Genomic DNA, 25,403 nt, shown 5'->3' on the forward strand with positions numbered 1-25,403 from the left:
GCCCATGACCTCTGACCTCGCCCGGCGTCGCACCGCCGTCTTCGTCCTGTTCTTCGCACCCGGGCTGACCATCTCCTCCTGGGTCACCCGCACCCCGGACGTGCGCGACCTGCTCGGCGCCTCCACGGCGCAGATGGGCCTGATCCTGTTCGGGCTCTCGGTCGGCTCGATGCTCGGCATCCTGTGCTCGGGCACGGTGGTGGCGCGCTGGGGTGCCCGGCTCGTGATCATGGCCGGCACGTCGGCCGTCGCCGCCGGTGCCGTGGTGGTCGGGGTGGGGGCCGCCGTCGGTTCGGGGGCCTGCGTCGCGGTGGGCCTCGGGCTGTTCGGACTCGGCATGGGCGGCGGCGAGGTGGCCCTCAACGTCGAGGGCGCCGAGGTGGAGCGGCTGCTCGGCCGCTCCACGCTGCCCGCCATGCACGGCTTCTTCAGTCTGGGCACCGTGCTCGGGGCGGTCGCGGGCATGTGCCTGACGGCGGTCGGCTTCCCGGTCCTGGTCCATCTGCTCGTCGTGGCCGCGGTGGTGCTGGGCGCGCTCACCCTGGTCATCCGGCGGGTCCCGGCCGAGGTCGGCCGGCAGACCGCCACCGCACGCCGTGCGACGGGCGCGCCGCGCGCCGCGGTGTGGAAGGATCCCGCGCTGCTGCTCATCGGCTGTGTCATCCTCGCGCTCGCCATGGCCGAAGGCACCGCGAACGACTGGCTGCCGCTGGTCATGGTGGACGGTCACGGCTTCGACGCCGCGCTGGGCTCGGCCGTGTACACGGTCTTCGCCGCAGCGATGACCGTGGGGCGCTTCGTCGGCGGACGGTTCGTGGACCGGTTCGGGCGGGCGGCCGCGCTGTGCGGGAGCGCGCTCGTCGGGGCCGCCGGACTGGCCCTCGTGATCTTCGTCGACAACCAGGCGGTGGCTGCTGCCGCCGCCGTCCTGTGGGGCCTCGGGGCGTCACTCGGGTTTCCCGTGGCGCTCTCCGCGGCGGGCGATTCCGGTGCCGACTCCGCCGCCCGCGTCGCGCTCGCCGCGACCGTCGGCTACGTCGCCTTCCTGGTGGGCCCGCCCTCCCTCGGCTACCTCGGCGAGCACTTCGGGCTGCGGCACGCCCTGATCCCGGTGCTCGTCCTGGTGATCGCGGCCGTCTTCGCCACACCGGCCGCCCGCTCGCCCAGGGAGGCGGACGAGCCGGCAGCGGCGGGTACCCGCGTGGGCGGTTCGTGAATCCGTGAGTCGTTTCCGTGGCCGCCTGCCGGGGCGGGGTGGGACGGGACGGGGGCGGCATCCGCAGGTTCGCGGTGCGGGGCCTGCGGGGGACGACGGGCGAGTGAACGCAGGCCGCATCACAGCGGTTTGCCGGCCGATCAGTGGTCGTCGATCGCGCCGGCGTTCACCGCGTGAGGCAACGGCACCCGCACCGCTCGGCCGGCGGTGACCGGGGCGCCGGCGACATGCGCGAGACCGTGAACGCGATCCTCTCCCAGGGGCCCTCCCTGCCTGCCCGGGTCGGTCGCATTCTTGCGCTGCCTGGCCGCCGGTCGCTCAGGCGTGGATAGTGGCGTGGCGGCTGTCGGCTCTCCGGCCGGACGCCTGCGCACCGAGCCGGTCCCGCCCGCCAGGCGGGCGGCCGCAGCACCCCACGAGGACAGAGCCACGCCCGCGTCGGCAACGCCCTGCGTCCAGCACCCGCCAGCACGACAGGGCACCACCTGCCCCAGGCCCACCGGAGACCGGCGCCTCCAAGCCCGGATCTCGCTCCCTTCGGCCCTGGAGTCCTGGCTCAGACACCAGCCGCAAACCAAAGGTTGTCCCGTAAGCGCGAGCTGGGCCTAGCCTGGGCCCAGCTACCTGGGTACCGATCTTCTGGAGAGTAGGACTGCGCCTATGGGCATATCCCTGCGTGAGCTTGAGGACAGCGACCTGCCGATCTTCTGGCAGCAGCTGACGGATTCCGAGTTGCAGCAGATGGCGGCTGTGACCAGGAAGTATCACTACGATCGTGGCCACTTCGACCAGCACTGGATCAAGGTGCGTTCGGACCCGTCCGTGATCGTGCGAACCGTTCTCGCTGACGGCGTTGTAGCAGGGCACGCCGCTGTCTTCGGTCCGCCGACGGAGCGCGAGGTCACGTACGTCATCGGGCGAGCCCATTGGGGCCAGGGCATTGCCACCGAGGCCCTTGCCGAACTGATCAAGCTGGAGCCCGCGCGGCCGCTGCACGCCGATGCCGCCGCTGATAATGCCGGCTCCATCCGCGTGCTGGAGAAGTGCGGGTTCATCGTCACCGGGAAGAGCCGGTGCTTCGCCCGGGCCCGTGATCAGGAGATCGACCTGGTGCACTTGACGCTGCGTTGAGTACGCCGCCGCCGTCAGAGCTACTCAGCCGGCCCATGCGAGGTTGTGCAGGCGGGCGATGCCGAGCATGGCCTGGTGAACGCCGTTGCTCTTGAGTCGGCAGTCCCGCAGGATTTTCCAGTTCTTCAAACGGGACAGGGCATGTTCCACCCGGGCTCGCGCGCGGCGATGGACGGCGTTCTCCGCCTCCTGTTGCGGGCTGAGCTGTGCCTGACCTCGTCGTTTGCGATGTGGGATGAGCAGACCGGTGCCCTGGTATCCGCCATCGGCAATGGTTGGTGTGCCGCGGCAGCCCCGGTCGACGCCTGACTGAGTGAACGCCCGGCAGTCGTTGCGGCTGCCGGGCAGCGGCAGGCCGATCGTGACCACCAGGCGGCTGTTGGCGTCGATCACGACCTGCAGGTTCGTCGAGTACCGGTAGTTCTTGCTGGACGCGGCCACGTTGCGATCACGTGTGGGCACCAGGGTGCCGTCGACGATGTAGACGGTGTCCTTGCGGGGCGGCGGGCCGGCGAGATGGCCAGCAGGGGCGCGAGGTGATCGAGGATGCGGTCGGCCGCAGACTTGGAGACCCCGAACAGCGGCGCCGCCTGCCGCAACGTCAGGTTCGTGCGCCAGTACGTCGCCACCGGCAACACCCGGTCCTCCAGCGACAGCCGCCAGGGACGACCGCGCTGAACGTCACCACCACGACGCCGTACCGTGGGTCGTTTGCGCAGGATTGTCGCCCAGGACAGACCCGCCTGGAAGCCTTCGAGGCTGACGCGTTCGTAGACGCCGTGTTCGTCGGTGGCCGGCATACCCCATTCGGAGTCGTAGGAGTCGCGCAGCAGGGGGTCGACGGCCGCCCACGCGGGGCGGGCGAGTCCGTCGTCTCCGACGACGACGCCGGGGTCGGCGGTGGTGCTGACTTGCTGTGTCATGCGCTCACCCGTCGAGCCCTGTCACGCGCATCGTGATGTTGATCCGGCCGCCGCTGATGCCGCATCCCGCGGGGGCGGTGTCCTGGTGCACTTTGGTGACACCGTGGTAGGCGAGGCGGGCGGGTCCTCCGAAGACGAAGAGGTCGCCGGAGGCCAGCAGCAGGTCCGTGTACTGTTTTCCGCGGCCTTCGGTGTTGCCGAAGCGGAAGGTACAGGCGTCGCCGATGGACAGCGACACGACCGGGGCGCGGGATTCCTCGTCCTTGTCCTGGTGCATTCCCAGGCGGGCCTGCGCGTCGTAGTGGTTCACCAGCGCGGTGTCGGGCGTGTAGGAGGCGGTCGTGGCCGTGTCGTACCCGGTGGCCCGAAGGGCGCTGCGTCCCAGACGGACCATCCAGTCGGGGAACGCAAGGACACGGGCGCCGTTCACGTCGGTGGCCTGCCGCCTGTACTGGTACGGCTGCCAGTGCCAGCCCAGACATACGGTGCGCACGGACATCTGGTGGCCGCGGACCGTCGCGGCGCGCAGGGGGACGGGGCCTCGCACCCACTCGTGGAACCGGTCCGTGATCCACTTCTGCTGTCCCAGGGACAGCCAGTTGGGGATGTGGGTGGCGCCCTGGGCGATGTCTCCCGCGTCGCGGTCGGGCAGTTGTGGCGTGAACAGCGCGGTCATGGCCCGTCCTGTGTGTGGGTGGGGTGCTGGAGGGAGTCGTCCTCGACGAGCCAGGTGGTGCCGTGGGCAGTCGCGCCGGCCAGGCCGTTGAGGTTGATCAGGCCGACGAGTCCGAGGGTGCGCGGATCACCGACCGCAGCGGTCGCCAGGGTGCGTTCGGGGCGCCACGGGGTCGACCACAGCAGGCGCCGGGTCATCTGCGCCCAGCCGTTCGCCGGGCCGGTCATCACCCACAGGTCAGGATCGGCGGCGGCGAACCGTGACGCGTGGCGCAGCCAGGAGGCGCCGGTCTCGGGCCAGGTGATCGTGCCGAGGGCCACGCCTCCCGCGCGGTCCCAGGCCGATTCGACCAGGCGTGCGGTCTCACGTGCGTGGGGGGTGCGGCCGGAGCCGAGCATGATGGTGTGGGCCCGGCGGTCGCGTGCCAGCCGCACGAGGGCCGTGACCTCGGCGTCCGTCGCCGTCAGGTCCGCGTCGTACCTCGCCGGCCTCTTCAGCAGGGGGCTGGTCAGGGGGTCCATGGTCGGCCGTTCTCCCGGGCGGTCTTCCACCGCTGGTAGCGGTCCTTGCAGCAGGCTCCGCAGGGGCGGAACCCGGCGGCGGCTGCCGTGGTCTCGTCGGCGAAGAAGACCCGGTGCTTCGCATAGCTGCCGCGGGCGATGGCGCGCAGCGCGCTCGGGCAGTCGAGGCGTCCGTAGATCTTCGAGCCACGGTGGCCGCCCCACAGCCCCCTGACCGGCGACCGGTAGGGGCGGCCGTCGGTCCCGAGAAGGGTGCAGGTGTTCAACGCGTCGTTCATGCGGCGTCGTGGAAGACGAGGGCGAGGGTGTGGCGTTCGCCGGACCGGATGGCGGACACGCCGTGCCGGACCGGCGCGGCGGACCATCCGCGGGCGGACCTGACCGGCCGGTCACGGGTGGTGAACACGTACCCGTGGCCGTGCGGCAGCAGCGTGGCGGTGCCCCGGGACTGGGCGCGCGGGCGCTGTTCCAGCAGCAGGAACTCGCCGCCCGTGTGATCCACTCCCGGCTCGTTGAGGTTGATCACGACCTGCAGCGGGAACACGAGGTCGCCGTACAGGTCGCGGTGCAGGGCGTTCCAGTCCTTCTCGCCGTAGCGGAGCAGGATCGCCGTGGACTTCGTCTGGCCGGCGTCGTGACACATCCGCAGCCACTCGTCGAGCGAGTCCGGCCACGGCGCGGGCCGGCCGAGCCTGGCCCACCAGTTGCGGGCGATGGGCAGCAGCCGCGGGTACAGCGCCTGCTTGAGCCGCTCGACCGGTTCCGGGTAGGGCGTGTCGAGATACCGGTACTGGCCCTGGCCGAAGCGGTGCCGGCCCATGTCGACGGTGCTGCGGAACAGCTCGTCCTGCCCGTACAGCTGCCTGATCCGGACGGTCTCCTCGGGGGTCAGCAGCCGCGGCAGCAGCGCCCCGCCGTACTCGTCGACCTCCGCGGTGATCGCCTGCCAGTCGCCGGACTCGACACGGCCGGACCACGCGTCCGTCCTCGCCCCGGGCCCCTTCACGGTGCTCATGCCGCGGCCTCCAGGTCCAGCAGCGCGGTCTTGGCCTCGACTCCGCCGACGTAGCCGCCGAGCGAGCCGTCGGCACGCAGCACGCGATGGCACGGGACGACGATCGGCAGCGGGTTGGTCGCACAGGCCGTGCCCACCGCCCGGACGGCCCTGGGGTTGCCGACGAGCTCGGCCATCTCCCGGTAACTGCGGGTCTGCCCGTAGCCGATCTCGGGCAGATGCGTCTGCACCAGCCGCCGGAACCCGCGCGACAGGGACAGGTCCAGCGGCACGTCGAAGACCCGGCGGCTGCGGGCGAAGTACTCGTCGAGCTCACGGGCCGCCGCGTCCAGCCGCTGCGGGGCGCGCAGGATCCGCGGGCTGAGCCTCTGGCCGAGGACTTCCAGCACCCGGTCGTGGTCCTCGCCGTCGAACGCCACGCGGACCAGCCCGGCGGGGGTGGCGGCGAGCAGCAGCCTGCCCACGGGCGAGTCGACGGTCGTGTAGGCGACATCGATCAGGTCGGCTCGCTCGGCCGCCTGCTCCAGCCTGCGGTGGAGCAGGCCGAGGGTGCCGGCGTCCACGGGCGTCGACAGCAGGGCGGTCATGTCGTCGTCGTTGCGAATGTCGCTCATGATGATGCTCCTTTCGTGATCGCGCCCGGATACTTCTTCCGGAGATTCTTCAGCCCGTCCGCGGCGGCCCTGCGGGCCGCCTCGACGGTGCCGCCGAGGACCTCCGCGATCTCGGCGTACGCCAGCCCCGCCACATACCGGTAGGCGACGGCCTGACGCTGCTTGTGCGGGAGATCCGTCACCGCGGCCCACAGGTCGACGTCCCCGGCGTCCGGGACGCCCTGACCTGCCGGAATCTCCGGCATCTCGTCGACCGGCAGCGGGTTCCGTTTCGCGGCACGCAGCACGTCGACCGCCTTGCGGTGCGCGATCGTCACGAGCCACGCCTCCACGTTCGCCGTCTCCGGCAGATCGGGATAGGCACGCATGGCGGCCAGGAAGGTCTCCGACCACGCGTCCTCCGCATCGTGCGGGCCAAGGACGACCCGGCAGACGCGCAGCACGGTCGTACCGTGCCGCACGACCACGCTCTCGAACGGTTGTTTCATGTCCATCCCATAGAAGACGTACGTGCGGTGATCAACGTGAGATTCCGCATCAGAACAATCCTCCGGCGTCGCCCGCGGGCGGCTCTTCGAGTTCCAGCAGCGCCTGCTTGCGCTTCAGCCCGCCGGCGTACCCGGTCAGAGCCCCGGCGGAGCCGACGACGCGGTGGCACGGGACGAAGATGCACAGCGGGTTCGCGCCCACGGCCTGTCCGACCTGTTGCGCGAGACCACGGCCTCCGACCTGCTCGGCGATACGGCCGTAGGTGGTCGTGTCGCCGCACTGGATGCTCTTCACGATGTCCCAGACGGCGTGCTGGAACGAGTCGCCCTCGGCCGCGAACGGGAGATCGAACTGCCTGCGGCGCCCCGCCAGGTAGTCGCACAGCTGACGGACCGCTTCGTTCAGCAACGGGTCCGTCGCGTCGCCGGCCTCGGGGCCGAACGTCTCCTGCCGGGGCCGGCGGACATGCTGTCCGAAGTACAGGCCGGTGATCGCCTCGTCCCTGGCGACGATCGTGATCGGCCCAAGGTGCGTCTCGATCACGACGTGTCGAGTGTTCATCTGCCTCTCCCCTTCTCCTGACCGGTAGACGCACGGCACCCGCAGAACGTGAGATCGCATCCGGATCCGTCATCGGCCACCGCGCCGGGGCGGGCGGCATGGCGCTGCGGGAGGCGAGCGCGGGGCGGAGCAGCCGACGCGTGATCGACCAGTCGGGCGGGAAGCCGCAGTCCGGCCGCACTGCGCCGGGCCACGGCTCGGCTCAGCGACCGAGTCCCGCGAGCAAACACGCAGAACGGCCATCCGTGAGACATCCGCCCCTTCGCCCGGCCCCGGCCACCGCCCGCCCGTATACGCGAGGGAAAATTCAGTTCATCGGTCCGCAAACCGGTCGCTGGATCGGTGTAATCGGCACAGATGCCGCACCGCTCGGCGATCTAGCGTCGGAAGTGCACGGGGGCCACACGGACCAGAAAGCACCGAGGCACACATGCCCATCCCGGATACCGACGTCATCTCCGCGACCGACTTCCACACCGACATCCGCACTCACAGCCACACCCTCGTCCCGCCCGCCGCCACCCAGCTCCCCGGGCCCGCCGACGAACTCCCGCCGTCGGCGTCCCCGCCCGACCTCGTGCTGCAGCAGGTGCGCGACGAACTCGCGCTCGACGGCGACGCGCAGCGCAACCTCGCCACCTTCGTGACCACGTGGATGGAACCGCAGGCACGGCAACTGATGGCCGACACCGCGGAGAAGAACCTCGCGGACCGCGCCGAGTACCCGCAGATCACCGCGATGGAAGAACGCTGCGTGCGGATGCTGGCCCGGCTGTGGCACGCACCGCACCCGGAGCAGGTCCGGGGCTGCTCCACCACCGGCTCCAGCGAGGCGGCGATGCTGGGCGGCCTCGCGCTCAAGCGCCGTTGGCAGCAGCGCCGACGCGGGCAGGGGAAGGACACCGCCCGGCCCAACCTGGTGATGGGTGCGAACGTCCAGGTGTGCTGGAAGAAGTTCGCCAACTACTTCGAGGTCGAGCCGCGTTACGTCCCGATGGAGCCCGGCCGCTACCACCTCACACCGGACACCCTCACCGCCTACTGCGACGACAACACCATCGGCGTCGCCACCGTCCTCGGCTCCACCTACGACGGCTCCTACGAGCCCGTCGCCGACATCTGTATGGCCCTGGACGGTTACCAGGCCGCGACCGGCACCGACATCCCCGTACACGTCGACGGTGCCTCCGGCGCGATGGTGGCCCCGTTCCTCGACCCGGGTCTGATGTGGGACTTCCAGCTCGAACGCGTCGCGTCCATCAACACCTCGGGGCACAAGTACGGGCACGTCTTCCCCGGTCTCGGCTGGGCCCTGTGGCGCGACGCCGAGGCCCTTCCGGAGGACCTGGTCTTCGAGATCGACTACCTCGGCGGCCGCTCCCCCAGCTTCACCCTCAACTTCTCCCGTCCGGGCGCCCACGTCGTCGCGCAGTACTACAGCTTCCTGCGGTACGGCTTCGAGGGGCTGCGCCACCTCGCGGTCCAGAGCCGTACGACGGCCCGGGCCCTCGCCACCCGCATCCGGGCCGTCGGGCCCTACGAGCTGGTCACCGACGGATCCGAACTCCCGGCGCTCGCCTTCCGTCTCACGCACGGCACCCACGGCTTCACCGTCTTCGACGTCTCCCGCGCCATGCACGCACGCGGCTGGCAGCTGCCCGCCTACGCCTTCCCCGCTCCCTGCCAGGACGTCTCCGTCCTGCGCCTCGTCGTCCGCACCGGGTTCACCGCCGAGCTCGCGGGCAGGTTCATCGCGGACCTGACGGAGGTCACGCGGCAGCTCCGGCTCCGCCGGTCGATGCCCGCGCCGGCCGTCCAGCCCCTGGTCGTCGCGGCCGAGCCGGCGCACGCCAACACCTCGGCGTAGGCCCGGGACTTCCGCATCCGCGGATCTGCACGGCGTTCTCAGGCAGTCCCGGGCTTCTGCGGCACGGCCGGTACGCACAGCCATGCCAGGCCCGCGGCGGTCAGGTAGGCGAGCGCGCCGACGGCCATGCTGATGCGCAGGCCGGTGGTGTAGTCGGTGGCGGTGGCCAGCAGGCTGCCGCCCAGCGCGACGCCGGTGGCGCTGCCGATCTGCCGGGTGGTGTTGAACAGGGCGGAGGCGGCGCCCGCGTAGGCGGCGGGCGCGGCCCCCATCACGGTGGCCGTGGAGCCGGTGAGGGCGAAGGAGGTGCCGAATCCCGCGGCCATCATCGGGGCGACGAGCAGCGGGTAGGCGGGGTCGGCGCCCGCCGCGGCCCAGCCGGTCAGTCCGAGCGCGGCCAGGAGCATGCCGGAGATCACCAGTGGACGATCGCCGGTGCGGCGGGTCAGCCGCCCGGACAGGACGGAGGCGAACATGGTCATCGCCACCGCCGGGAACAGCGCCACCCCGGTGCCCAGGGCGCTGAAGTGGCGCTGGTGCTGGAATTCGAGGCTGGCGGTGAACACCATGCCGTAGAAGCCGAAGTTGAACAGCAGGCCGATGACGGCTCCCCCGCTCATCGCCCGGGAGCGCAGCAGGCTGGGCGGCAGGACCGGGGCGCGGGCGAGCCGCTCACGTACCGCGAACGCCGCGGCGGCCAGGACGGCCAGGCCGAGCCCGGCGAGTACGGCCGGGTCGGACCAGCCCCGGCGTCCGGCCTCGTTGAGCGCTGCGGTCAGCAGGGCGGCCGTCGCCATCACCGCGCACTGCGCAGGCCAGTCCAGGGCGCGGTCGGCGCGCCGGGGCGAGCGTGCCACGTGCCGCAGCGTCAGTACCAGGCAGGCCGCTCCGACGGGCACGTTGATGAGGAACACCCAGCGCCAGCCGAGGGTGGAGACGAGCAGGCCGCCCAGCAGCGGACCGGCGGCGGCCGCGATGCCCGCCATCGAACCCCACAGGCCGAAGGCCCGGGAGCGTGCGGCCGTCCCCGGGTAGGCCTGCTGGAGCAGGGCCAGGGAGCCGGGCACGATCAGGGCCGCGCCGAGCCCCTCCACCAGCCGGGCCGCGACCAGGAAGGGGGCGCTCTGCGCGAGCGCGCACGCTGCCGACGCGAGCGTGAACACCGCCACGCCCGCGCAGAAGACCCGCCGGTTGCCCAGCCGGTCGCCCAACGCGCCGCCGGTGAGCAGGAGTCCGGCGAAGACCAGGGTGTATCCGTCGGTGATCCACTGGATGCCGGTGAGGGAGGCCGACAGTTCCCGGCCGATCACCGGCACGGCGACGTTGATGGCCGTCACGTCCAGGATCACCATGAAGTACCCGGCGCACACGGCCAGCAGCGGTGCCCGGGACCGCTGTCCGGGCTCCGGGACCGTACCGGGACGGGGCTTCGCCCCATCGTCACCGGCCGACGACTCCGCGAACGCCACGGCCCCAACTCCATCCCATCGACCGAGACACGACACAGAAAGCCACAATAATGGACATATTGCGGGTCGTGAGATCGCCCGGCCGCAGGTGCGCGCAGCGTCTCGCAGTCTCTGCACCTCGTCGCGGGGCGTCAACGGGGGTTGGCGGACGGTCTGCTTCCTCGCGGGCATCGTGCGGACCGGGGTGTGCCGGGTGGCCGGCAAGCGGGTCCGCCGTGCGATCTACCGCGGGACGAGGACGGTGAGCCACTCCGCTTCGCGCGGCCGGTAGCCGTAACGGTTCCACAGCCCGGACACGATCGCCGGGACGTGGCCGGCTCCGTAGACGACGGCCACCCGGATCGGCTCGGCGGCGCGTTGCGTGTGGATCTCGCCGAGTGCGTCGAGCAACCGCTGGTCGCGCCGGTCGCTCATCGCGTGCTCGACCGGGTTGTCGGCCATCATCTCCGCTCGCAGTGTCGACGGCAGGTCCTCGACCTCCTGGTCCTCGTCGAGGAAGGCGCGCGGACCGCGCAGCGCGAACACCAGGCCCATCACCGGGGCCGCGAGCATGAGCAGTACGTACATCCACCGCGGCAGTGTCTTCAGGTCCGCGATCGCCTCGGCCGCGGTGACGTCCGGATTGACCACCGGCACACCTTCCGGAAGCACCAGATCGTCGCGCTGCTCCTGAAGGCCGTTGCGCCGCCGGCGCGGGGCGAACCGGTAGGCGAGCGTGAGGGCGCTCACCCCGGCCGATCTCCCCCGGATTCCCTCGACGACTATGAGATCGCATTCCCTGAGTCTGAGGCGGACCTGGGAGTAGAACGTCGGCGATGCCACATGCAGCATCGGGAAGATCACGAATTCGAGCGGCGTCTGCCTCCGTCTCATGGTGATCACAGCAGACCGGACGGCATACCCGGTCACCTCGATGATCTGCATGATCCCCTCCTTCGTGCGGCCCGGGTTCGCCGCACGCCCGCAACAGGACACGAACCCGCCCCGGTCCGCGGTTCCCCGTCGGCGGTGGTCGAGCTGCTGTTACGGATGACGCCCCCTCCGGGTCGGCTCGGTCGGTGGCAGCCCCCGAGCCGAGGAGGAGACGGCCACCTGAACTGCTGCCGACGTACGGGGTATTGACGCACAGCTGGTCTAGTCCATACCGTCTTCAACCATCGACGGTTCAGTATTGAAGTCATTGTTCAGCCATGTGAACGTCGACCCTCAGCTCCCGCCCGTTCCGCCCCGACACCCCCCACCTCGCGCTTGTCGCGCCCATGACAGGAGTCGTTCTGTGATCAGATCCGCTGTCAGAGCCCTCACCGCCGTGCCCGCGCTCCTCGCGACGGCTGCCACCGTCGTCGTCGCCACCGGCGGTTCCGCGAGCGCCGCGGCCAATCCCGGCCCCGGCTTCCCCGCCCGCTACGCGGCGCCGTACGTCGAGACGTGGAACTCGCCGTCGGCCATGACCAACGCCCGCAACGCCACCGGCCTGAAGTACTTCACGCTCGCCTTCGTCATCGACGGCGGCGGCTGCAACGCCATGTTCAACGGCGACACGCCCGTGACCGACGCCGGCTGGACCTCGGCGATCAACTCCCTGCGCGCCGCGGGCGGCGACGTCATCGCCTCCTTCGGCGGCGCCTCCGGCACCGAGGAGGCCCAGGCCTGTACCACCGTGGCCTCGCTCAAGGCCCAGTACAAGAAGGTCATCGACACCCTCAACCTCACCCGGGTCGACTTCGACGTCGAGGGCAGCGCGATCGCCGACACCGCCGCCAACGACCGCCGGAACAAGGCCCTCGCCCAGCTCCAGCAGGAGTACGCCGCCGCCGGGCGCAAGCTGGACGTCCAGTACACCCTGCCGTCCATGCCGAACGGCCTGGACGGCAACGGCACGAAGCTGCTGTCCAACGCCAAGAGCAACGGACTCACCGTCAATCTCGTCAACATCATGACGATGGACTACTACGACGGAACCCGGGACATGGGCAAGGCGGCCACCGACGCCGCCACCGCGCTGCGCACCCAGCTCGGCAGCATCTGGCCGGAGAAGTCCGACGCTCAGCTGTGGGCGATGGAGGGCAACACCCCGATGATCGGGGTCAACGACGACACCAGCGAGATCTTCACCACCGGCAACGCCACCACGCTCGCCGGCTTCGCCAAGTCCAAGGGCATCCAGGAGCTCGCCTTCTGGGCACTCGGCCGCGACAAGGCGTGCGCCACCAACGGCCAGCTCTCCGACTCCTGCAGCGGGACGCCGCAGAGCGCCTGGCAGTTCTCCAGTACCTTCAACACCGTGACCGGCGGTACGACCACCCCGCCGCCCACCGGTTCCACCGGCCAGATCACCGGCCTCGGCGGCAAGTGCGTGGACGTCGCGGCGGCGAGCAGCGCCAACGGCACCGCCGTTCAGATGTATGACTGCAACGGCACCACGGCTCAGCAGTGGACCGTGGGTTCGGACAGCACCGTCCGCAGTCTCGGCAAGTGCATGGATCTCACCGCCGCCGGCACCGCCAACGGCACGAAGGTGCAGTTGTACGACTGCAACGGCACCGGTGCCCAGGTCTGGCAGCCGGGCAGCGGCAACACCCTGGTGAACCCCACGTCCGGCAAGTGCCTCGATGTCACGGACAAGTCGACGGCCAACGGAGCCCGGCTGCAGATCTGGACCTGCGCCGGCGGCACCAACCAGCAGTTCCGCCTGCCGGCCTGACAGGAAAGTCCGGTCCCCTGCGGCCCGGCGCAACGAGGACGCGCCGGGCCGCAGGGGTGGTGTCGTGCCTCACCAGGATGCCGGGGCCGGTGGCTGGACCACCGGGGGCCGGTCGTCGCAGGTGATGGTGTTCGGCAGTTCCCAGGACGCCAGCCAGGGGCCGGTCGTGCCGCCTCCGTCGTTGCCGCCGAGGTCGCCGACCGCGAACTCGGAGCCGGAGGCGGGAAAGTTGAAGGATCCGCAGTTGTTGATGCCGACCGCGCCGACGTTGCGGGCGTCCACGTTCTCGAAGGACGCCGATCCGGCGGAACGGGCGCTGAGCACGGAGGTGCCGGTGCCGTCCACGCGGATGTCCTTGAAACGGACGCCTCGGATCGCGTACTTGTCCTTCACCGGGAAGTCCGAGACCAGCATGATCGCGTTGTAGGTGTTGTCGAGGAAGTGGTCGCCGGTGACCTCGATGTCGGCGTCGATGTCCCGTTCCAGGGCGTAGAACCAGATCGCGCCCAGGCCGATCTTCCAGTTGAGCTCGAACGGCCCCGAGCGGACGGTGGTGTTGTCCGAGATCGCCAGACGGCCGGTGAACGGCTCCGCGCCGAACCGGGAGCCCACCTGGATGGCACTGCCCTCCCTGATGGGGTCGGCTATGAGGTTGCCGGTGACCGTGTTGTCGGTGCCGCCGTACAGGGCGATGCCGTTGGCGAGGACCGGGGTCTGCACGGTGTTGTGGGCAAAGACGTTGCGCGCGTCGCCCGTCTTCTCCGACCACATGGCCAGCCCGTCGTCGCCGGTGTTGCGGACGAAGGTGTCGGACACAGTCGAATCAGTGACGCCGGTGTGGAAGTTGAGCCCGTCGGCGATCTGGTCGGCGATCTGGGTGCGGGTGACGCGCAGACGGGTCATCGGGCCGTCGAACCACATGCCGACCTTGGTGTGGTGGAGGTAGAGACCGTCGATCGTCGAGTCGCTGAGCGCCCCGCCGATGGCGTTGACCTGGTCGGTGTCGATGCGTTCGCGTACGTCCCCCTCGACGGCGAAGCCCGACAGGTGGACGTCGTGGCTGCCGCCGTCCGCGGCGTCCCTGCCGTAGAAGCCCACCCCGGTGTGGACCGAACCGTCGGGGGCGGGGCTGTCGAGGGTGACCTGGTGGCCCTTGACGATCGTGTACCAGCTGCCGGCCCCGACGATCGTCACGTCGTCCACGACGATGTGCCGGTTCACCTGGTACGTGCCCGGCGGCAGGTACACCTTGAGGTGCCGCTTCTTCGCGTAGGCGACGGCCCGGTCGAAGGCGTCGCCCGCGTCCCGCCGGCCGGTGGGGTCGGCTCCGAAGGCGATCACGTTCACGGCATGCGTCTCGACGTGCGGCGCGCCGACGAGTTGCGTGTCGAGCAGGTCGATGACCGTCCAGGCGGCCGTGCTGTTCCTGGGTGCGGTGAGGCGGACGGTGTCGCCGGCCGCGTACCGCTTGCCGAGCAGCAGTCTCTGCTCGTCGTAGAAGTGGCTCGGCCGGAACGGCTTGTCGATGGTGGGCGCCGGGGTGGTGGCGGCGGGAACACAGCCGCATTCGGTGATCCACCAGTCGGGGTGGAGCAGGTCGCCCTGGGGGTCGTTGCTGAACGGGTACTGGTTGTACAGCCAGGAGTACTGCGAGGTCAGGGTCATCGTGGTGCGGTGCCGGCCGCCCACGGAGACGTCGAGGGGTGCGGTGATGCCGCCGCCTCCGGGAGCGTCGGGGATGCTGTACCGCACGGTAAGAGCGTTCGCCGCGTGCGGCAGGGTGAACTCGACGTACTGGCCTGGCTTCAGGCGTACCGCCGTACGGCCGGACGCCTCCGAGGGCAGCGTGTAGGCGGTGCGGTCGGGGCCGATGACGGTGCCGTCCGTCGCCGCGTTCTCCGCCTCCTGTTCGTCGAAGTCCACCGCGGCGCCCCGCCCCGCGACAAGGGCGGGGTCGAGTCCGGCCCGGGTCACCGCCGGGGAGCCCGCACGGCCGCTGTGCCACGGCGCCGCCGGGGCCGGAGCGCCGAGGCCGAGCACGAGTCCGGCGGTGACCGCGGTCAGCGCCACCAGGGTCCGAGCCGGTCTTCGCGCACGGCCTCTCAGCCGCTCCGGGGCCACGTGGTTGGTGTACCGCGCCATCGGATTCTCGTTTCTCTGGGAGCGGAGGTCACCGAGGGCAGCTCGGTGCGCGGCAGCACGGCGGGAACGGGCCGTGCCGCTGCGTACCGGGACATTAGGGCGGGACAGGACGGCCGGACAAGACAGCGGACACTTCTTTCCATGACCTAGTAGGATTTCTGCAAGAGATTGTCGATTACTTGCGAGCTGCAGGCGTGGGCGAGCGGACCGGGATCAGGGCGTTCCGCTCTCGGTCCCGGGGTCGCGGCGCTGAGCGGGGATCAGGCAGCGGCCGCCTGCGGGGCGTTGAGTGTGTAGGTGGTTCCGACGCTGGTCTGGACCCATGCGTCCGGGAGGGCTGCGGCGAGGGTGTGCTGGGCGCGCCATCCGGTGCAGTGACCGGGGACGATCAGTTCGGGTGCGAGCCGGGTGAGCGCGGCCACCGTCGGGCCGATGACCGGCTCGAAGGCGGGCCCGCTCAGGTGGAAGCCGCCGATGAGGGCCAGCAGTCTGCCGACGCCGGTGAGTCTCATGGCGTGCCGGACGATGTTGACCACTCCGGCGTGGCCGCACCCGGTGACGACGACGAGGCCCCGGCCGCGCACGTTGATGACGAGTGCCTGGTCGTCGATGACCGCGGGGTCGTGCCGCCAGCCGTGCCCGTCCCAGGCCTGGTGGGCCCGCGGCATGCCGTGCTCGAACTCGGTGACACGGTCCACCTCGCCGCTGATCAGGACGCCGCCGGCCAGCAGCGACGGCTGCCGCCGCTCGATCACCTCGAACCCTTCGCGTTCCAGGGCACGCCGTGACAGCGTGGGCATCTCCAGAGTCCCGCCCGCGGGCAGTTGCAGGCGACGGCGGGTCCAGACCGCGGGATGGACGGTCAACGGCAGGCCGGAGCGCCCGCGCAGCCGGGCCAGGCCGTCGAAGCCGCCCGCGTGGTCGAAGTGACCGTGGCTGAGCACGACGCCCTGCAGATCGCCGACAACGATGCCAAGACGCTCGGCGTTCACCGCCAGCGCGTCCGGGGACGCGCCGGTGTCGAACAGCAGCGTGCTGCTCGCGTTCCCGCTGCGGACGGTGACCAGGGCGGAGAAGCCGTGCTCGGCACGCAGCCCCGCGACGGCCTCGCCACCGGCGAACTGCCGCGCGGCGGTCCGCCCGGTACCGGCCGGTGCCCGGGTGACGCCCTCGGCGGAGGGCAGCAGGGCGTCGAAGGTGTTGTCGACCATCGTCGTGACCGTGACCTCGTCGACCTCCGGGAGCAGCACCGGGTCGACGGCCGGTCCCGCCGCGACGCGTGGCGCCGACCAGGCCGCCTCGGCCGCCGACTGCCCGTGATCGTCACACATGCCGGAAAGCGCCTCCCCGCCGGTACGACCGGCCGGGAACGCAGGTCCCGGCACCGGCCACAGGCCCTCGGCGATCGCGCCGGCCGGACCGGCCGCGGGAGCCGCACGCTGTCATACTCCCACTCGCGTGGGCGGCACGACGACTTCGATGAGCCCGGTGGCCACGTCGTACACGAGCCCCGAGACGAAGACTCCGGCCGGAAGCTTCTGCCTGAGGATGCCGACGTCGACGCGGACGGCGGCGACCGGGTCGGTGACCGCCTTGGTGTCGAGGTCTCCGGCCGGAACTTCGAAGTAGTCGGCCAGCAGTTCGGGGAACGCGGCCAGATCTGTGATCCCGCAGTCGGTGTGGTGCAGGACCGCGTAGTGGACACCGCCCGGCCGAGGGCCGCCCGTGCGGGCCTGGACGACCTTCGAGAGCATCCCCAGCGTCCGGAGGGTCGCGGGCGTGACCCGCCCTCCGACGTTGCGGATCGCCGCCGCCTCGCCGAGCTCCAGCCCGAGCACGTCGGACGGGTCGACACGAGGATCGACGCATCCGATGACCGTCAGACTGCCGCGGGGCATGAGCCCCAGGCCGGCGAATGATCCGCCGTCGGCGAACCCGGCGTTCCGCCGGACCAGCTCATCCGTGTCGATCACTGTGACGACAGCCCCTCTGCACTGCGGCCTCGGCCCCCGGCGACGCCGACGGCGCCATCGGACACCACCCACCCTGGACCGCCACCGCCCCTCGTGCCACCCGACCGTCCACTGCCGGCACCGCGGTCGGCGCAGGCGCCGCGGTGGTGCGTTCCTGGAGTGCGGGCGACGGTGACCGGTGGGATTCTGTACTTCCCGGAAGCCAGGGGGACGACAGCGCGACCCTAGGCACCGGCAGGTGCCCGAGGTGGTTGAAGTGATGGGCATCATGACAACAGGCCGTCCACGCCGACGGCCCCTCACGCCGCTGGCCGCGGTCGTCGACGGCGTCCTCGCCGGCGTCGCGGGGACGGTCTGCATGGACGCCACGCGCTATCTGCGCTATCGCCGCACAGGAGGCACCGAAAGTCCCAGGGAGTGGGAGTTCGCGCCGGTCGAGGACTGGGAACAGGCCCCGGATCCGGGCAAGGTGGCGAAGCGGCTGCTGGAGGGGTTCACCCAGCGCGAGGTCCCCGACCGGTGGGCGTGGCTCCTGAGCACCGCAATGCACTGGTCCTACGGCTCCGCCTGGGGTGCGCTGTACGGGATCGCCGCCGGATCGGTCCGGCGCCCGAACCCGATGCTCGGCGTCCCCTTCGGCGCGGCTGTGTGTGCCGGCTCGTATCTGGTCCTGCCGCAGTCCGGGCTCTACCAGCCGATCTGGAAGTACAGCCCGAAGACACTGGCTGACGACCTCGGCGCACACCTCGCGTTCGGGCTGGGCGCCAGCAGCTGCTTCTGGCTCATCAGCAGACGGTGGTGAGGTGGCGCTCTGCGCGCGTCCCGGCGCACCGAGCCGACCCGCCGGGGAGGCTGCACACGTCCAACCGGCGTGCCGCGCGCCCCTTCCGGCCGGAAGCCTCCGCAGCGGACCGCCTTCACGGTTCGGTCCACCGTTTTCAGCGCAGTTGCTCGGCCAGCCCGACGATGACGCCCTCCGGGCCACGGAGGTAGCAGAGCAGGAAGCTGTCCTCGAACCGGGCGATCTCGCCGACCAGTTCGGCGCCGTGCGGGCGCAGACGGGCGACGGTGTCCTCGATGTCGTCCACGGCGAACATGACGCGGTGCGTGCCCAGAGTGTTGTGCGGCCGGTTGCGCGGTCCGGCGCTGATCGCCGCGGGGCTGCGGTACTTCGCCAGCTCGAGCCGGCTGTGACCGTCCGGGGTCCGGACCATCGCGATGTCACAGCGGACGCCGTCGAGTCCGGTGCACTGGTCGGCGAAGCGGCCCTCGACCTCCGCCCTGCCCTCCAGCTCCATGCCGAGTTCCACGAAGAACGCGATGGCGGCGTCCAGGTCCTCGACCACGATGCCGACGTTGTCCATCCGCTGAATCGCCATGCCGGTTCTCTCCCTCTCCACGTGCGGCCGGTGGCGGCCGCTGTCGTCCCTGGGACGGAGCCGGTGCCACGTTCTCGACATCCGCGGACCGCCGGACTCCGAAGAATCCGGATCGCGCCTCGGGTGACGCACCGTACGAGGTTCGGATCCGTGTCTCCGTGACGGGCCCCGTCCCGAGGGCCGCCGCAGGTCAGGGCGGGTGCGGTGACCCGTGCCGGATTCACTCGTTTGACGGAGCGGCATACCGCCGTGTCACCTCGTCCCGTCCGAAAGCGTTCCGCGCCATGCACCTTCGCCCGCTCAGACGTCCCGTACCCGGTGCCAGGCCGCCGGTCCAGGAGGTCGAGTCCGTCCTCGTCGAACAGTACGGGGGTCTGGTCCGCCTGGCGCATCTCGTCCTGCCCGCCGCTCTCGGCCGCCGTCGCCGGGTGGTCGTCGCCCACTCCCTGGTGCAGCGCGCGCTGACGGGAGCACGGCCGGGGGCCGGCGCGGCGGTCCCGCCCCCGCGCGGGGAACGGCCGGGCGGCGCGCCCGTGGGGCAGGCGTTGCTCGTGGCGGTGGTGCGCGGTGCGCTCTCGTACGACCGCGGTCCGCGCCGGCGCCTGGCACCGCTGCTGCCCAGGCTGCCGCTGGTGGTGGGCCTGAGGCTGTTCCCCCGGTCCGGTGGCGCCGACGAACTCGCCCTCGCCCTGCGGTTGTCGGGGGTGACCGCGGCCGACCGTGCGGCGTTCCTGCTGCGCACGGTGCACGGCCTGTCCGACGGTTCCGTGTGCGAGGTCCTGACGGCGGCCGGGGCGCGGCATCCCGACGCCGCCCTGTGCACGGCGGACGCGCTCGGCGCGAGCGTCGGACCGTCGGCCGCCGGGCTGCTGGCATCGCCGGAGTTCAACGCCTGCGCGCTCCAGGCGAGCCCCACCGATCTGCTGCGGCGCAGGCGCCGGGTACGGCTGGGCCTGGCCGCCGCGGCCATCTGCTCGGTGACGGGCACGGTGCTGGCCGCGACCCTGTCCGGTGGCCCGGCCCCCTCCGACGGGACGCCGACGGCCGCTGCGCGGGCCGCCTACGGCGCGGCGGACCTGCTGCGCACCGCGGACACGGTGTGGGACAACACCTCGCGCGTCGACTTCACGGCCTGGCCGGCCCGCGGCTCCCGGCTGCAGGACGAGGCGCTGCTCGGCCGGGCCCTGTCCGCGTGGACCCGCCCGGCCGGCGCCGGCATCCGGCCGGTCCTCGCCCCCGGCACGAGCGCCGACGCCCCGAACACCGCGCCCCGGTTGCTGTACGCGGGCGATGTCGGCGGCACCGCCGTGGTGGTGCTGTACGACGGTGAGCGCCTCGCCCGCTACGCCGAGTCCGCTCCTGGCCGGGCCGAACTGAGCGTGGCCCGGGTCGACGAGGCGGATGTGACGACCGCGGCGGCCGTGACCCTGACCGCCGCACAGGGGTCGGCGCGGTACCTGCTGGCGCCGTGGGTCGCCGAGGCGCAGACCCGCGACCTGCTGCGCCCCGACGTCCTCGCCCGGCCGCTGCGGGTGGCGAAGGACGGGGTCACCGCCCCGGTCCCGGCGGTACCGGCCGGCGACGGCTGCGCGAGCCGTCCGGTGCTCCAACTGCGGTCCGCGGAGCGCATCGCCGAGCACCACGCCTTCCTGCTCGCCCCGCTCGGCGGCCTCTCCCCCGTGCACCTGACCTACACGCCGCTGCCCGGGCACGGGAATCCGCCCCGGCAGCCCCGGGAGGCCACCGGCGGCGCCGCCCTGGTGGCCTGGGCTCACCAGGCCTGCGTGCTGACGTCGCTGCGCGGGGCGGGCGTACGGGCGGTGAACGCCTGGGACTTCGCCGGGCAGTACCTGCCCGACGGCGGCGGGCGGGCCGTGTGGACCTGCGCCCGCGCCGACTCCTGGAGCGGCCCCGGCGATGTCACGGTGGGCCTGCGCACGAGCCGGGACGCCCCGGCCGACCCGGTGCGCACGGTGGCTCGCGCCCGCTCCACCGCCGCGTGCAGCCGGTTCGGCCGGCAGGTGGTGGCCGCCACCGGCCGGCGGTCGCCGCGGGGCCACTGGTTCGTGCTGGCGGCGGGGAGCCGGGCGGTGACGGCCCTGCTCGTGACCGGGGACGTCGCCGCCGCCCGGGACGGCCGTACGCTGGCGCTGCCCGCGCCCGAGCGCCCCCACGTCGCGGTACGGGCCCGGCTCGCCACCGGAGAGAACCTGGACGGCCTGGACCAGCCCGGCTGACGGCCGTCGAAGGCCCCGCTGCACGAGAGCGGTGCCTTCGCCCGCTGACGCTGTCCCGATACCGCGGCGGTCCGGGGTGCCTGCTCCGGCAGGATTCCGGGCCGGAGCCGGCTGTGGGGCGCCGCCGACTCCGTACCCTGGCGGCATGCGCATGCGCCCCACCCTGAGCTGGACCCCCGCCGCGGATCTGCCGCCGGGCACCACCGACCTGGAACCGGTCGTCCACGCGCTGAGCACCGGCGGTGTGCTGGTGCTCAGCGGCGCGGGAATCTCCACGGAATCCGGCATCCCGGACTACCGGGGCAAGGGCGGCAGCCTGACTCGGCACACCCCGATGACCTACCAGGACTTCACCGGCAGCGCGCAGGCACGGCGCCGCTACTGGGCGCGCAGCCACCTGGGCTGGCGTACCTTCGGCCGCGCCGTCCCCAATGCCGGGCACCGGGCCGTGGCCGCCTACGCCCGGCACGCCCGTGTCTCGGGTGTGATCACCCAGAACGTCGACGGCCTGCACCAGGCCGCCGGCAGCGAGGGTGTCGTGGAGCTCCACGGCAGCCTGGACCGGGTCGTCTGCCTCTCCTGCGGCGTCTTCAGCCCGCGCGGCGAACTCGCCCGGCGGCTGGAGGCCGAGAACCCGGGCTTCGACCCGGTGGCCGCCGGAATCAACCCGGACGGTGACGCCGACCTGACCGACGCGCAGGTCGGGGATTTCCGCATCGTGCCCTGTACCGGCTGCGGCGGCGTACTCAAACCGGACGTGGTGTTCTTCGGCGAGGCCGTTCCGCCGCAGCGCGTCGAGCACTGCCGGCGGCTGGTCCGCGAGGCGTCCGCGCTGCTGGTCCTGGGCTCCTCGCTGACGGTGATGTCGGGGCTCCGGTTCGTCCGCCAGGCGCACCAGGAGGGAAAGCCGGTGCTGATCGTGAACCAGGACCCGACCCGGGGCGACCCGCTCGCCCTCACCCGGGTCGCACTCCCCCTCGGTCCGGCCCTGACCACCGTGGCCGACCGGTTGGGCATCCCGGTCGGCGAAGGGTCCGCAGGCTGAGGCGGCGCCCAGCCGGTGGGCGGTCACAGCCGGTGCCGGTGTCCGGACGGACGCACCGCCCGCAGGTCCGGGCCGCCCCGGTCTCCGGCGGTGGTGGAAAGCGGCGCATGCGAACACAATTGTGACCCGTGGGACCGTCCTCTCACAGCCGCACGCCGCAAGGCCGGTGTCCCGCCGACGAAAGGTGGCAGACATGCGGCACTACGATCTCGTCGTCGTGGGGGCGGGCAGCGGCAACATGCTGCTGTCCGAGGAGTTCGATCATCTGCGGGTCGCCATCGTCGAGCCGGACCGTTTCGGCGGCACGTGTCTGAACCGGGGGTGCATACCGAGCAAGATGTTCGTCGTGGCCGCGGACGCCGCCGAGGGAGCGCGGGAGGCGCGGCGCCTCGGTGTCCACGCCACTGTCTCGCACGTCGACTGGAAGTCCGTCAGGGACCGCGTGTTCGACCGCATCGATCCGCTGCCCGAGAGTGCGGTGGCGTACCGCAGAAGCCAGGGTGTCGACGTGTTCACCGAGGCGGCCCGCTTCGTGGCCCCGAAGGTGCTGGAGGTCGGGGCGGAGCGGATCACCGCCGAGACGTTCGTCGTCGCGGTCGGGTCGCGGCCGGTCGTGCCGGACATCCCTGGGCTCGGCACCGTGCCCTTCCACACCTCGGACACGATCATGCGGATCGACGACCTGCCCGCCTCCATGCTGGTGCTCGGTGGCGGCTTCATCGCGGCCGAGTTCGGCCACGTGTTCACTTCGTTCGGCGTGGCCGTCACCATCGTGCAGCGCGGGCCGCGCCTGCTCATGGCGGAGGACGAGCAGGTGTCGCGGCGCTTCACCGAACTCGCCGCACAGCGCCACCGTGTGCTGCTCGGTTCCGAGGCCGTCTCCGTCGCACCGAAGGGGGACCGTGTGGCGGCGCGGGTGGCGGGCCCGGACGGTGAGCACGCCGTCGAGGCCGACATGCTGCTGGTGGCCGTCGGCCGCAGGCCCAACACCGACCGGCTGCGGGCCGTCGACGGCGGGCTGAAGCTGGACGAGCACGGCCACGTCGTCACCGACGGCGCCTACCGCACGTCCGTGCCCGGGGTGTGGGCACTCGGCGACGCGGTGAACCACTTCCAGCTCAAGCACGTGGCGAACGCCGAGTCCCGGGTGGTGCGGCACAACATCCTCCATCCGCAGGACGTGCGGACGCTGCCGAACAAGGTGGCGCCGCACGCGGTGTTCACCCATCCGCAGATCGCCGGTGTCGGCCTCACGGAACAGGAGGCACGGCGGCACGGCATCGACTGCCTGGTGAGCGTCCGCGACTACGCCCAGACCGCGTACGGCTGGGCCCTGGAGGACACCACCAGTTTCGTCAAACTCCTCGCGAGCCCCGCCGACCGCCTGCTCCTGGGCGCGCACGTCATCGGGCCCCAGGCCGCCACGCTCATCCAGCCCCTGATCCAGGCCATGTCCTTGGGACTGACGGTGGACCGGATCGCGCACGACGTCATGTACATCCACCCGGCTCTGACGGAGGCCGTCGAGCAGGCGCTGCTGGAGCTGTAGCCGGGCGCGGCGGGCGGTGACGGACCGGACGCCCGGGAGGTGACGATCAGGCGCTGACGTCGAGGACGACGCGGAACCGCGCCTTGCCGGAGAGCATCCGCTCGTAGGCGTCCATGGCCCGCTCGAAGGGCATCGTCTCGATGGCGGGGTGGATGCCGTGGGCCACGCTGAAGCCGAGGTTGTCCTCGTTCTCGATCGACGAGCCGGTCAGGCTGCCGACGATGCTCCGGGTGCCGAAGATCAGGTCGGCGGTGGACACCGACAGCGGGTCGGGCGCGGCACCCACGACGACGAGCTTGCCGCCCGGCGCCAGGCCGCGCAGCAGCGGGTTCATGGACGCGCCGCTCGACGCCGTGGCGACGACGAGTGAGGCGCCGCCCAGGCCGGCCAGCGCCTCGCCGGGGTCGGTCTCCGAGCTGTCGATGTACTCGTGGGCGCCCAGCTCACGGGCGAGCGGCTCCTTGTCCTTGCCGCGGGCGACGGCGGCGACCCGGAATCCGAGGCTGCGGGCGTACTGGAGGGCGAGGTGCCCCAGCCCGCCGATGCCCTGCACGGCCACCAGGCTGCCCGCCCTGACGGAGTCCTGCTGGAGGGCGGAGAAGGTGGTCAGTCCGGCACACAGCAGCGGGGCCGCCTCGGCCGCGGACATGCCGTCGGGGATGCGGACCAGTCCGCTGGCCCGCGCGTGGGTCACCTCGGCGTAGCCGCCGTCGACGTTCGTGCCGGTCTGCGCCTGGTCGAGGCAGTTGACGAAGTCGCCCCGGCGGCACGGCTCGCACTCCCCGCAGTGCCCGTTGAGGAAGCCGACGCCGACGCGGTCGCCGGGGTGCCAGGCGGTGACGCCCGGCCCCACCGCGTCGATGACGCCGACGATCTCGTGGCCGGGCACGATCGGACTCGACGGGTCGGCGCGCAGCCCCTCCACGGCGAGGACGTCGGAGTGGCAGACGCCGCAGGTCTCCACCCGGAGACGGACGTGTCCGGGTGCCGGATCGGTCAGCTCGCGCTCGACCAGCCGCAGGTTGTGGACTCCGGTGGCCTCGAAGGCTCGGTAGGTGGTGGACATGGAGGCTCCTTCGTACCGCCCGCCGGGTGTGGTCCGGCGGAGCTCGGTGTGCGATGCCCTTCCAATATGACCGGTCGTCTTAGACGGCGTCAAGCCGCACCGCCGAGGAGCCTGCGGGCCCGCAGGCCGGGCTTGACAGCAGTCAAGACGACCGGCCATATTGATGGTGAGGTGATCCGAATGGCACGTCCATCGAAGCGCGAGGAGATCGCGCAGGCGGCACTGGAGCAGTTCCGCACCCGGGGCTTCAACGCCACCGGTATCAGCGACATCACCTCGGCCGCGGGCGCCCCGAAGGGTTCTTTCTACAACCACTTCGCCAGCAAGGAGGAGAGCGCCCTGGAGGCGCTCGACCGCTATGCCGCGGGTCTGCGCTTCGACATGCTCGACACGGCCGGGCGCCCCCCGCTGGAACGCCTCCGGGCGCACTTCGAGTTCATGGGCTCGGACACGGTGGACAGCGGCTTCGTCCGCGGCTGCCTGGTCGGCAATTTCGGCGCCGAGGTGGCCGACCACTCCGAGGAGATACGCTCGGCGGTCCAGCGCGGCTTCCGGCAGTGGGCCTCGCACATCGAGCGCGTACTCGCCGAGGCCCAGGAATCGGGCGAGGTGAGCGCCTCGCTCGACGTGCCGGCGACGGCGCTGTTCGTCCTCAGCGCCTGGGAGGGCGCCCTGATCGCGGCCCGCGCCGACAAGTCCGCCGCCCCCGTCGACGCGTTCTTCCACATGGTGTTCGACGTCGTCCTGCGCTGAGCCGCACGCAGCGCCGAGGGCGGCGTTGAAACATGCCGTCACGCTTACGAGTTGCACGGTCACGCGCCGATGG

The 25,403-nt window shown here is 71.7% G+C and carries 23 protein-coding genes and 1 pseudogene; 9 read left to right on the top strand and 15 right to left on the bottom strand.

From position 1 onward, the window contains the following. The first annotated feature begins 4 nt into the window (after positions 1 to 4). The gene (locus ACIQVL_RS45575) at positions 5 to 1,216 is read left to right on the top strand and encodes an MFS transporter (protein WP_403478478.1); all 1,212 of its coding nucleotides are present in this window, start codon (positions 5 to 7) and stop codon (positions 1,214 to 1,216) included. A 660-nt stretch (positions 1,217 to 1,876) separates the two neighbouring features. Next, complete coding sequence (locus tag ACIQVL_RS45580) at positions 1,877 to 2,347, top strand: GNAT family N-acetyltransferase (RefSeq protein ID WP_403478479.1); 471 nt, start codon at positions 1,877 to 1,879, stop codon at positions 2,345 to 2,347. A gap of 24 nt (positions 2,348 to 2,371) precedes the next feature. Here ACIQVL_RS45580 and ACIQVL_RS45585 read toward each other — a convergent pair. From ACIQVL_RS45585 to ACIQVL_RS45620, 8 genes and pseudogenes are all read right to left on the bottom strand, one after another. Beyond that, positions 2,372 to 3,147 (bottom strand): annotated as a pseudogene (locus ACIQVL_RS45585) (transposase). A gap of 127 nt (positions 3,148 to 3,274) precedes the next feature. Beyond that, positions 3,275 to 3,946 (bottom strand): alpha-ketoglutarate-dependent dioxygenase AlkB, encoded by a 672-nt coding sequence (locus tag ACIQVL_RS45590; RefSeq protein WP_403478480.1) that lies wholly within the window; start codon positions 3,944 to 3,946, stop codon positions 3,275 to 3,277. Then, positions 3,943 to 4,467 carry a hypothetical protein gene (locus ACIQVL_RS45595; protein ID WP_403478481.1) on the bottom strand — a complete coding sequence of 175 codons (525 nt, stop codon included), beginning with the start codon at positions 4,465 to 4,467 and terminating at the stop codon, positions 3,943 to 3,945. Before ACIQVL_RS45595 ends, ACIQVL_RS45590 begins: the two co-directional genes overlap by 4 nt. Next, positions 4,455 to 4,745 (bottom strand): Ada metal-binding domain-containing protein, encoded by a 291-nt coding sequence (locus tag ACIQVL_RS45600; protein ID WP_403478482.1) that lies wholly within the window; start codon positions 4,743 to 4,745, stop codon positions 4,455 to 4,457. Before ACIQVL_RS45600 ends, ACIQVL_RS45595 begins: the two co-directional genes overlap by 13 nt. Continuing rightward, positions 4,742 to 5,482 (bottom strand): 2OG-Fe(II) oxygenase, encoded by a 741-nt coding sequence (locus ACIQVL_RS45605; RefSeq protein ID WP_403478483.1) that lies wholly within the window; start codon positions 5,480 to 5,482, stop codon positions 4,742 to 4,744. The genes ACIQVL_RS45600 and ACIQVL_RS45605 overlap by 4 nt, the downstream gene beginning before the upstream one ends. Beyond that, the gene (locus ACIQVL_RS45610; RefSeq protein ID WP_403425245.1) at positions 5,479 to 6,096 is read right to left on the bottom strand and encodes a methylated-DNA--[protein]-cysteine S-methyltransferase; all 618 of its coding nucleotides are present in this window, start codon (positions 6,094 to 6,096) and stop codon (positions 5,479 to 5,481) included. Before ACIQVL_RS45610 ends, ACIQVL_RS45605 begins: the two co-directional genes overlap by 4 nt. After that, positions 6,093 to 6,584, bottom strand: coding sequence for an RNA polymerase sigma factor (locus ACIQVL_RS45615; protein ID WP_403478484.1), 492 nt, complete (start codon positions 6,582 to 6,584; stop codon positions 6,093 to 6,095). The genes ACIQVL_RS45610 and ACIQVL_RS45615 overlap by 4 nt, the downstream gene beginning before the upstream one ends. Before the next feature lie 49 nt (positions 6,585 to 6,633). Then, positions 6,634 to 7,146 carry a methylated-DNA--[protein]-cysteine S-methyltransferase gene (locus tag ACIQVL_RS45620; protein WP_403478485.1) on the bottom strand — a complete coding sequence of 171 codons (513 nt, stop codon included), beginning with the start codon at positions 7,144 to 7,146 and terminating at the stop codon, positions 6,634 to 6,636. Positions 7,147 to 7,576: 430 nt separating this feature from the next. Here ACIQVL_RS45620 and ACIQVL_RS45625 point away from each other — a divergent pair, with 430 nt between their 5' ends. After that, positions 7,577 to 9,013 carry a glutamate decarboxylase gene (locus ACIQVL_RS45625; protein WP_403425249.1) on the top strand — a complete coding sequence of 479 codons (1,437 nt, stop codon included), beginning with the start codon at positions 7,577 to 7,579 and terminating at the stop codon, positions 9,011 to 9,013. Positions 9,014 to 9,051: 38 nt separating this feature from the next. On the opposite strand, the gene ACIQVL_RS45630 is transcribed toward ACIQVL_RS45625, so the two are convergent. Then, positions 9,052 to 10,482: an MFS transporter gene (locus ACIQVL_RS45630; protein WP_403425251.1), complete on the bottom strand. Its 1,431-nt coding sequence runs from the start codon at positions 10,480 to 10,482 to the stop codon at positions 9,052 to 9,054. Positions 10,483 to 10,704: 222 nt separating this feature from the next. Beyond that, the gene (locus ACIQVL_RS45635) at positions 10,705 to 11,406 is read right to left on the bottom strand and encodes a hypothetical protein (protein ID WP_403478486.1); all 702 of its coding nucleotides are present in this window, start codon (positions 11,404 to 11,406) and stop codon (positions 10,705 to 10,707) included. Positions 11,407 to 11,758: 352 nt separating this feature from the next. Here ACIQVL_RS45635 and ACIQVL_RS45640 point away from each other — a divergent pair, with 352 nt between their 5' ends. Further along, positions 11,759 to 13,186, top strand: a complete 1,428-nt coding sequence (locus tag ACIQVL_RS45640; protein WP_403478487.1) for an RICIN domain-containing protein — start codon at positions 11,759 to 11,761, stop codon at positions 13,184 to 13,186. Between the two features lie 69 nt (positions 13,187 to 13,255). Here the strand turns inward: ACIQVL_RS45640 and ACIQVL_RS45645 are convergent, their stop codons facing one another. The 3 genes from ACIQVL_RS45645 to ACIQVL_RS45655 form a co-directional block, all read right to left on the bottom strand. Then, positions 13,256 to 15,328, bottom strand: coding sequence for a glycosyl hydrolase family 28-related protein (locus tag ACIQVL_RS45645; RefSeq protein WP_403478488.1), 2,073 nt, complete (start codon positions 15,326 to 15,328; stop codon positions 13,256 to 13,258). Positions 15,329 to 15,588: 260 nt separating this feature from the next. After that, positions 15,589 to 16,659, bottom strand: a complete 1,071-nt coding sequence (locus ACIQVL_RS45650; RefSeq protein WP_403478489.1) for an MBL fold metallo-hydrolase — start codon at positions 16,657 to 16,659, stop codon at positions 15,589 to 15,591. Between the two features lie 111 nt (positions 16,660 to 16,770). Further along, on the bottom strand, positions 16,771 to 17,301 hold the full coding sequence (locus ACIQVL_RS45655) for a carbonic anhydrase (protein ID WP_403478490.1): 531 nt from the start codon (positions 17,299 to 17,301) through the stop codon (positions 16,771 to 16,773). Between the two features lie 238 nt (positions 17,302 to 17,539). On the opposite strand from ACIQVL_RS45655, the gene ACIQVL_RS45660 reads away from it, so the two are divergent. Next, positions 17,540 to 18,103 (top strand): hypothetical protein, encoded by a 564-nt coding sequence (locus tag ACIQVL_RS45660; RefSeq protein WP_403425261.1) that lies wholly within the window; start codon positions 17,540 to 17,542, stop codon positions 18,101 to 18,103. Positions 18,104 to 18,239: 136 nt separating this feature from the next. Here the strand turns inward: ACIQVL_RS45660 and ACIQVL_RS45665 are convergent, their stop codons facing one another. Further along, positions 18,240 to 18,680 (bottom strand): VOC family protein, encoded by a 441-nt coding sequence (locus tag ACIQVL_RS45665; RefSeq protein WP_403425262.1) that lies wholly within the window; start codon positions 18,678 to 18,680, stop codon positions 18,240 to 18,242. A gap of 284 nt (positions 18,681 to 18,964) precedes the next feature. Here ACIQVL_RS45665 and ACIQVL_RS45670 point away from each other — a divergent pair, with 284 nt between their 5' ends. From ACIQVL_RS45670 to ACIQVL_RS45680, 3 genes are all read left to right on the top strand, one after another. Then, the gene (locus ACIQVL_RS45670; RefSeq protein ID WP_403478491.1) at positions 18,965 to 20,917 is read left to right on the top strand and encodes a hypothetical protein; all 1,953 of its coding nucleotides are present in this window, start codon (positions 18,965 to 18,967) and stop codon (positions 20,915 to 20,917) included. Positions 20,918 to 21,062: 145 nt separating this feature from the next. After that, positions 21,063 to 21,962, top strand: a complete 900-nt coding sequence (locus ACIQVL_RS45675; protein WP_403425265.1) for an NAD-dependent protein deacetylase — start codon at positions 21,063 to 21,065, stop codon at positions 21,960 to 21,962. A gap of 193 nt (positions 21,963 to 22,155) precedes the next feature. Beyond that, complete coding sequence (locus ACIQVL_RS45680; RefSeq protein WP_403478492.1) at positions 22,156 to 23,511, top strand: mycothione reductase; 1,356 nt, start codon at positions 22,156 to 22,158, stop codon at positions 23,509 to 23,511. A 46-nt stretch (positions 23,512 to 23,557) separates the two neighbouring features. On the opposite strand, the gene ACIQVL_RS45685 is transcribed toward ACIQVL_RS45680, so the two are convergent. After that, entirely contained in the window at positions 23,558 to 24,577 is a 1,020-nt protein-coding gene (locus tag ACIQVL_RS45685) for an alcohol dehydrogenase catalytic domain-containing protein (protein WP_403478493.1), read from the bottom strand. Positions 24,578 to 24,757: 180 nt separating this feature from the next. Between ACIQVL_RS45685 and ACIQVL_RS45690 the strand changes: the two genes are divergently transcribed. Then, positions 24,758 to 25,330 (top strand): TetR family transcriptional regulator C-terminal domain-containing protein, encoded by a 573-nt coding sequence (locus tag ACIQVL_RS45690; RefSeq protein WP_403425269.1) that lies wholly within the window; start codon positions 24,758 to 24,760, stop codon positions 25,328 to 25,330. Positions 25,331 to 25,403: the final 73 nt, after the last annotated feature.

Origin of the sequence: Streptomyces sp. NPDC090499, assembly GCF_044769305.1 — a bacterium.
Taxonomy (GTDB): domain Bacteria; phylum Actinomycetota; class Actinomycetes; order Streptomycetales; family Streptomycetaceae; genus Streptomyces.